General features: G+C 73.4%; 8 protein-coding genes. 5 read left to right on the plus strand and 3 right to left on the minus strand.

The window, feature by feature from the left end:
• Positions 1 to 73: 73 nt before the first annotated feature.
• From WA788_RS16700 to WA788_RS16710, 3 genes are all read left to right on the plus strand, one after another.
• Positions 74 to 664 (plus strand): biotin transporter BioY, encoded by a 591-nt coding sequence (locus tag WA788_RS16700; RefSeq protein WP_335978049.1) that lies wholly within the window; start codon positions 74 to 76, stop codon positions 662 to 664.
• A gap of 179 nt (positions 665 to 843) precedes the next feature.
• A complete protein-coding gene (locus WA788_RS16705; RefSeq protein ID WP_335978051.1) occupies positions 844 to 1,332 on the plus strand; it encodes a ribose-5-phosphate isomerase in 489 nt (162 codons plus the stop codon).
• Positions 1,333 to 1,341: 9 nt separating this feature from the next.
• Positions 1,342 to 2,166, plus strand: coding sequence for an Fpg/Nei family DNA glycosylase (locus WA788_RS16710; RefSeq protein WP_335978053.1), 825 nt, complete (start codon positions 1,342 to 1,344; stop codon positions 2,164 to 2,166).
• Here WA788_RS16710 and WA788_RS16715 read toward each other — a convergent pair whose 3' ends face one another.
• The gene (locus tag WA788_RS16715; protein ID WP_335978055.1) at positions 2,167 to 2,619 is read right to left on the minus strand and encodes an Lrp/AsnC family transcriptional regulator; all 453 of its coding nucleotides are present in this window, start codon (positions 2,617 to 2,619) and stop codon (positions 2,167 to 2,169) included.
• 138 nt (positions 2,620 to 2,757) lie between these two features.
• On the opposite strand from WA788_RS16715, the gene WA788_RS16720 reads away from it, so the two are divergent.
• A complete protein-coding gene (locus WA788_RS16720) occupies positions 2,758 to 3,789 on the plus strand; it encodes an asparaginase (protein WP_335978056.1) in 1,032 nt (343 codons plus the stop codon).
• On the opposite strand, the gene WA788_RS16725 is transcribed toward WA788_RS16720, so the two are convergent.
• Together WA788_RS16725 and WA788_RS16730 are read right to left on the minus strand one after the other, a co-directional pair.
• Positions 3,754 to 3,948 (minus strand): hypothetical protein, encoded by a 195-nt coding sequence (locus tag WA788_RS16725; protein ID WP_202233725.1) that lies wholly within the window; start codon positions 3,946 to 3,948, stop codon positions 3,754 to 3,756. The two genes, WA788_RS16720 and WA788_RS16725, sit on opposite strands and share 36 nt — an antisense overlap.
• Before the next feature lie 132 nt (positions 3,949 to 4,080).
• The gene (locus tag WA788_RS16730) at positions 4,081 to 5,223 is read right to left on the minus strand and encodes a PP2C family protein-serine/threonine phosphatase (protein ID WP_335978059.1); all 1,143 of its coding nucleotides are present in this window, start codon (positions 5,221 to 5,223) and stop codon (positions 4,081 to 4,083) included.
• A 167-nt stretch (positions 5,224 to 5,390) separates the two neighbouring features.
• On the opposite strand from WA788_RS16730, the gene WA788_RS16735 reads away from it, so the two are divergent.
• The gene (locus WA788_RS16735) at positions 5,391 to 6,599 is read left to right on the plus strand and encodes a GNAT family N-acetyltransferase (RefSeq protein ID WP_335978060.1); all 1,209 of its coding nucleotides are present in this window, start codon (positions 5,391 to 5,393) and stop codon (positions 6,597 to 6,599) included.
• Positions 6,600 to 6,730: the final 131 nt, after the last annotated feature.

A 6,730-nucleotide genomic window follows, 5' to 3' on the forward strand; every position in this document is an offset into this window, starting at 1 on the left:
CGATGATCACCGTGCGGGTGCTGCGCTAGCGTCGCGGTGTCCCGACCGTCCTCACACCCTCGCGGAGTCATCCATGAGCACCGCCGCCACCACGGCCCCCGGCGCCGTACTCGCCGATCTGCTGCCCGCCTCCTCCGTCAGCCGGGCCCGGCTGCGGGACGCCGCGCTCGTGGTCGGCGGCGCGGTGCTCACGGGACTGGCCGCGCAGATCTCGGTGCCCGTGCCGGGCTCTCCCGTGCCGGTCACCGGGCAGACCTTCGCCGCGCTGCTGGTCGGCACCGCGCTCGGCGCCCGCCGCGGCTTCTCCGCCCTCGCGCTGTACGCCGCCGCGGGCGTGGCCGGGCTGCCGTGGTTCGCCGAGGGCAGCTCCGGCTGGTCCATGCCGACCTTCGGCTACATCCTCGGGATGATGCTCGCCTCCGCGGTGGTCGGCGCCCTCGCCCGGCGCGGCGGCGACCGTACGGTGCTGCGGACCGCCGCCGTCATGGTGCTCGGCTCCGCCGTGGTCTACGCCGTCGGCGTGCCCTACCTCGCGTACGCCGCCCACCTCTCGGCCGGCGACGCGGTCCGCCTCGGCCTGCGCCCCTACCTCCTCGGCGACGCCCTCAAGGCCGCGCTGGCCATGGGCTTCCTCCCCACCGCCTGGCGCCTCCTCCACCGCTGACGGCGCCCCCCACGGGAAGAGCCGAGCAAATCAGGGGCGCGGGGAACTGCGCGACCAGCCCACCACCCGGGGAAGGTCCCGCCGCACAGCGAACCCACCCCCCCGGAGGGGAACCCCCACCGGCAGGTGGTCCCGGGCCCGCCACGGCAGGGCACCCGGGAGGGTGGAACAATCACCACATGCGCGTCTACCTCGGCTCGGATCACGCCGGCTTCGAACTCAAGAACCACCTCGTCGAGTGGCTGAAGGCCAACGGCCACGACCCCGTGGACTGCGGCCCGCAGATCTACGACGCGGTGGACGACTACCCCCCGTTCTGCCTGCGCGCAGCGACCCGCACCGCCGCCGACCCCACCGCCCTGGGCATCGTGATCGGCGGCTCGGGCAACGGCGAGCAGATCGCCGCGAACAAGGTGAAGGGCGTACGCGCCGCGCTGGCCTGGAGCGAGGAGACCGCCTCCCTCGCCCGCCAGCACAACAACGCCAACGTGCTGAGCATCGGCGCCCGTATGCACACCCAGGACGAGGCCACGAAGTTCGCCGAGGTCTTCCTCGCCACCCCCTACTCCCAGGAAGAGCGCCACCAGCGCCGGATCGACATGCTGGACGCGTACGAGGCCACGGGCGAACTGCCGCCGCTGCCCGCGAACCACCCGCAGCAGGACTGACCCCGCGCGATGCCCGAGGGCCACACCATCCACCGGCTGGCACAGGACTGCCTGGAGCGCTTCGCCGGCTGGCCGACCCGGGTCGGCAGCCCGCAGGGCAAGTTCGCCGACGGCGCGGCGCTGCTCGACGGCGCCGTGCTGGACGGCGCCGACGCCCACGGCAAGCACCTGTTCCTGGGGTTCGCCGGGTCCGGCTGGGTGCACATCCACCTCGGCCTGATAGGCAAGGTCGCCTTCGACCCGGACCCGGTCACCGACACCGTACGGCTGCGGCTGGTCGGCGGCCTGCACGGCGAGCACGCGATGAACCTGCGCGGCCCGGCCGCCTGCGAGCTGATCACCGACGGCGAGAAGCAGGCGGTGCACGACCGGCTGGGCCCGGACCCGCTGCGGGCCCACGACGACCCGGACCGCGCGTACGCCCGCGTCTCCCGATCTCGGATCTCGGTCGCCGCGCTGCTGATGGACCAGAAGGTGCTGGCCGGGGTCGGCAACGTCTACCGCGCCGAGGTGCTCTTCCGGCACGGCGTGGACCCGTTCCTGCCCGGCCGGTCGCTGCCCCGCCCGGTGTGGGACGCGATGTGGGCCGACCTGGTGGCGCTGATGCGCCAGGGCGTGCGCGACAACCGGATCGACACGGTGCGCCCGGAGCACGAGCCTGAGGCGATGGGCCGCCCGCCGCGCCGCGACGACCACGGCGGCGAGGTGTACGTCTACCGGCGCACCGGTGAGCCGTGCCTGGTCTGCGGCACCGAGGTGCGCACCCGGCCGCTCGCCAACCGCAACCTCTTCTGGTGCCCGACCTGCCAGCCGCCGGCCGCCCCGGGCGTGTGATCAGTCCACCGGGATGCCCTGCGGCGACTTGATCCGCTTCATGATCATCTGGGAGTTCACGTCGGAGACCCCGGGCAGCGCGATCAGCTTGTCCGTCCAGAACTTCTCGTACGCGTCGGAGTCCGCGACCGCGATCCGCAGCAGGCACCCGGGCGCCCCGTAGAGCCGGTACGCCTCCACCACGTCGGGCGTCGACTGGACCTCCGCCTCGAAGGCGGCGACCGCCTCGCGGCCGCGGTGCACCTCCACCGACGCGAACACCTCGAACCCCCGCCCGACCGCGGCCGGATCGACCACCGCGCGGTAGGTCTGGATCACCCCGTCGTCCTCCAGCTGCCGTACCCGGCGCAGGCAGGGGGAGGGGGTGAGGCCGACCCGCTGGGCCAGTTCCTGGTTGGTCAGCCGGCCGTCGGCCTGCAACTCGCGCAAGATGCTTCTGTCGATGGCGTCCATAAGAGGGATTCCTACCACGATCGAGCGCAATACCGATCGGTATTGGCAATCATATGGCAGGTCTACGCGCATATCATTGTGCTGGGGAATCGTTGTGCGCCCGGGGAGGCGCGACACCAGTCAGGGAGGCTGCGCGCCATGCGTCATGTCGTGGTCATCAGCACCGGGGGAACCATCGCGAGCCGCTGGCAGGGCGACGGCTACGCGGCCGAGGCCGCCGGACAGGAAGTGCTCGCCGCGGGCGCCGTGCCCGAAGGGGTGGAGGTGAGCGTCGTGGACCTGTTCACCGTCAACAGCTCACGGCTGACCACCGCCCACCAACTGCGCCTGCTGCACGCCGTGCACGAGGCACTGGCCGACCCGGACGTGGCCGGCGTCGTGGTCACCCACGGCACCGACACCCTGGAGGAGTCGGCCTTCTTCCTCGACCTGTTCCACCACGACCACCGCCCGGTCGTGCTGACCGGCGCGCAGAAGCCGCTGGACGCCGAGGACGGCGACGCGGCGGGCAACCTCTACGACGCGCTGCTGACCGCCGCCTCCGGCCGCGACATCGGCGCTGTGATCGTCTTCGGCGGCCAGGTCCACGCCGCCCGGGGCACCGTCAAGAAGCACACGGTGGACGCCCAGGCGTTCGGCGACCCGGACGGACTGCCGCTGGGCCGACTGGAGTTCGGCCGGGTGAGCTGGGGCCGCAGGCGCCCCCGCCCGGCCCCGCTGCCGATGCCCGCGCCCGACGCGACCGGCCCCCGGGTGGACATCCTCACCCACCACGCCGATGCGGACGCGGTCCTGCTCGGCGCGGCGCTGGCCGCCGGCGCCCGCGGGCTGGTCCTGGCCGGCACCGGCGCGGGCAACGCCAACCCCGAGGTCGCCGAGGCGGTCCGCGCCGCCGTCGCCGACGGGGTGCTCGTACTGGTCAGCACCCGGGTCCCGGCCGGCGCGGTGGCCCCGCTGTACACCGGCGGCGGCGCGGTGGACCTGCTGGCGGCCGGTGCCCGGCTGGCCGGCTCGCTGCGCCCCGCGCAGGCCCGGATCGCGCTGCTCGCCGCGCTGCTGGCCACTCCCGGCGGCGAGGACCCCGGAGCGACCCTGGACCAGGTCCTGCGGGCGACCCCGCAGGCACTGCGGACCTCAGAGCTTTATCTGGTTGATGGTGTCGGCCACTGAGTTGAGGAAGCGGTTGATGTCCGGCGCCATGTTCGTGGAGGCCAGGAAGAAGCCGAACAGCGCTGCCACGATGGCCGGTCCGGGCTTGATGGACTTGGCCCGGATCATCACGACCAGCACGATCGCCAGCAGCAGCGCGGCAGACAGGGAGATAACCATGACGGATCACTTCCTCTTTCGGTAATGCCGGTCCCGGGGACCGCACCGCCGCCCCCGCCTCGCCCGTTCCATGGTGCCATCGGCCACGGACACAGGAGACGTGTTCTGGACCCATAGTCCCATTCCCACGGGCTAGTCGCGGCACACCACGAGCAACGCCCTGTCGTCGTTGACGTCTTTGGCCACCGCCTCGATCAACCGCCAAGCGGAGCCGCGGAATCCGCCCGGCACGAGGCGGTCGGCCTCGCCGATCAGCCGGTCCATGCCCTCGGAGATCTCCCGGTCCGGCGTCTCCACCAGGCCGTCGGTGAACAGCATCAGCACGTCGCCGGAGCCCAACGTGCCCTTCACGCCGTGGAACTCGGCCCCGTCGTACACCCCCAGCAGCGGCCCCTCGGCCTCCTTCTCCTCCCAACGGCCGGTCCCCGCATGCAGTTGCACCCCCGGCAGATGGCCCGCCGACAGCAACTCGTAGTCACCGCTCTCCAGATCGAGCACCAGGTGCACCGACGTGGCGAAGCCCTCCTCCCAGTTCTGCCGCAGCAGGTAGCCGTTGGCGGCCCCGAGGAAGGCGTGCGGCGGCAACGAGCCCAGCAGCCCGCCGAACGCGCCCGACAGCAGCAGCGAACGCGACGCGGCGTCCATGCCCTTGCCGGACACGTCGGTGAGCACCGCCTCCAGCACCCGGCCGTCCGAACTGCGGGTGGCGACCACGAAGTCGCCGGAGAACGACTGGCCCCCGGCCGGCCGCAGCGCCATCTCCGCGTGCCACCCGCCGGGCAGCCGCGGCAGCCGGCTCTGCACCCTGATCCGCTCACGCAGGTCGAAGAGCATGCTGTGGCCGCGCCGCCAGGGCACCCCGACCCGCGCCCGGAACTGCGCTATGACCAGCCCGACCAGCGCCACCGCGGTCACCAGCAGCACCGTGCCGGGCGTCACCCGTCCCGGGCCCTCCCGGTACGGGCCGAGCACCGCTGACTCCACCACCATCGCCAGCGCGGAACCCGCGTAGAGCAGCAGCAGGCTCGCCGGCCGCAGCAGCAGGCCGCCGGCCAGGATCGGCAGCACCAGCGCCTCCGGCGGGCACCACACCGGCATGCTGACCGACGCGTACGCCAGCGCCGGGATCGCCACCGCGACGGCCGCCAGCCCCGCCCACTCCGAGGCGTCGCCCCTGAAGTAGTCCACCGCGGAACGGCGTACGGCCAGGCGGGCCCGGTGCAGCCTTCTGCGCCACCGGAGCCCGCGCTCACCCTTTGCCGTCGCTTTATTCATGTCCCCGGCGACATTACCCACCGATCGCCGTGCTGTGCAGGGCGGATGGCGTGTGAGGTAGCACGCGGCGACGTCCCCCGCGCGCCCACCGCCGCCTGACGAGCGGCGGACCGGCCCGGGCGGAAATGCGTTCGCCGCGCACCGCCTCCGGTGATAGGCAGTCCGGCATGACCATCGAGCTGCGCGGCGCAGAGCCGGACCAGTGGGACCTCGTCTTCGACCGCGTGGTGCGGGCCTTCCACGCCACCGACGCCCCCGAGGAACGCGACGCGTGGCGAGCGGTGTTCGAACTGGACCGGCTCACCACCGCGTGGGACGGCGACGACCTGGTCGGCACCGCGGGCCTGCACTCCTTTCGGATGACGCTGCCCGGCGGCGCGCTGCTCGACACCGCGGGCGTGACAATGGTCACCGTCCAGCCGACCCACACCCGCCGCGGCATCCTCACCTCGATGATGCGCCGCCAACTCGACGGCCTGCGCGACGGCGGCGAGCCGGTCGCGATCCTCACCGCCTCCGAACCCGGCATCTACGGCCGCTTCGGATACGGCGTGGCCACCCACGAGTTGCGCGGCAGCATCGACACCACCCGGGTCGCCGTCACCGCCCCCGAGGGCGCCGACGCGGTCCGGCTGCGGCTGGTCGCACCCGCCGACCCCGAGGTGGTCGCCGCCTGCGAGGCGGTCTACGCCGAACTCGTCCCCGGCCGCGCCGGCATGCTCGCCCGCCGACCCCACTGGGAGCAGCGCACCGTCGTCGACGCCCCCGCCGTCCGCCGCGGCGCCGGCCCCCTCGTCTGCGTCCTCGCCGAGGTCGACGGCCAGGTGCGCGGCTACGCCCGCTACGCCGTCGCCCGGCCCGCCGTCGTCCTCCGCGACATCGCCGCCCTCGACCCGGCCGTCCACGCGGCCCTGTGGCGCTACCTCTGCCGGATCGACCTCACCGACGCCGTGTCCTTCGACAACCTCCCCCTCGACGACGCCCTCCTCCACCTCGTCTCCGACGAGCGCCGCTGCGCCCTCACCCGGTACGACTCCCTCCACCTGCGCCTCGTCGACGTCGGCGCCGCCCTCGCCGCCCGCACCTACTCCGCCCCGGTCGACGTCGTCCTCGACGTCACCGACGCCTTCTGCCCCTGGAACGCCGGCCGCTGGCACCTCACCGGCGACTCCACCGGCGCCACCTGCGAGCGCACCACCGCCCCCGCCGACCTCGCCCTCGACACCAAACACCTCGCCGCCGCCTACCTCGGCGGCCCCACCCTCCACTCCCTCGCCACCGCCGGCCTCCTCCACCCCCTCCACCCCACCGCCCTCCCCCCGACCAGCCTCGCCTTCCACACCACCCCCACCCCCTGGCTCCCCCACGGCTTCTGAAGCCCACCGGCGTGCCGCCGCCCACGAACCGCGAACCGTAGAGCCGCGTGGCCGAAGGGGCGCGAGGAACTGCGCGCCAAGCCACAGCCCACCGCAAGGTGAACGAACCACCGAAAGGGGCACCCACGTGA

Origin of the sequence: Streptomyces sp. CA2R106, from assembly GCF_037034245.1 — a bacterium.
In the GTDB taxonomy this organism is placed as follows: Bacteria; Actinomycetota; Actinomycetes; order Streptomycetales; family Streptomycetaceae; genus Actinacidiphila.

Coding starts and splice junctions, on each gene's coding strand:
- WA788_RS16700 (WP_335978049.1), top strand. CDS start 74: ATGAGCACCGCCGCCACCACGGCCCCCGGCGCCGTACTCGCCGATCTG.
- WA788_RS16735 (WP_335978060.1), top strand. CDS start 5,391: ATGACCATCGAGCTGCGCGGCGCAGAGCCGGACCAGTGGGACCTCGTC.
- WA788_RS16725 (WP_202233725.1), bottom strand. CDS start 3,948: ATGGTTATCTCCCTGTCTGCCGCGCTGCTGCTGGCGATCGTGCTGGTC.
- WA788_RS16730 (WP_335978059.1), bottom strand. CDS start 5,223: ATGAATAAAGCGACGGCAAAGGGTGAGCGCGGGCTCCGGTGGCGCAGA.
- WA788_RS16710 (WP_335978053.1), top strand. CDS start 1,342: ATGCCCGAGGGCCACACCATCCACCGGCTGGCACAGGACTGCCTGGAG.
- WA788_RS16715 (WP_335978055.1), bottom strand. CDS start 2,619: ATGGACGCCATCGACAGAAGCATCTTGCGCGAGTTGCAGGCCGACGGC.
- WA788_RS16705 (WP_335978051.1), top strand. CDS start 844: ATGCGCGTCTACCTCGGCTCGGATCACGCCGGCTTCGAACTCAAGAAC.
- WA788_RS16720 (WP_335978056.1), top strand. CDS start 2,758: ATGCGTCATGTCGTGGTCATCAGCACCGGGGGAACCATCGCGAGCCGC.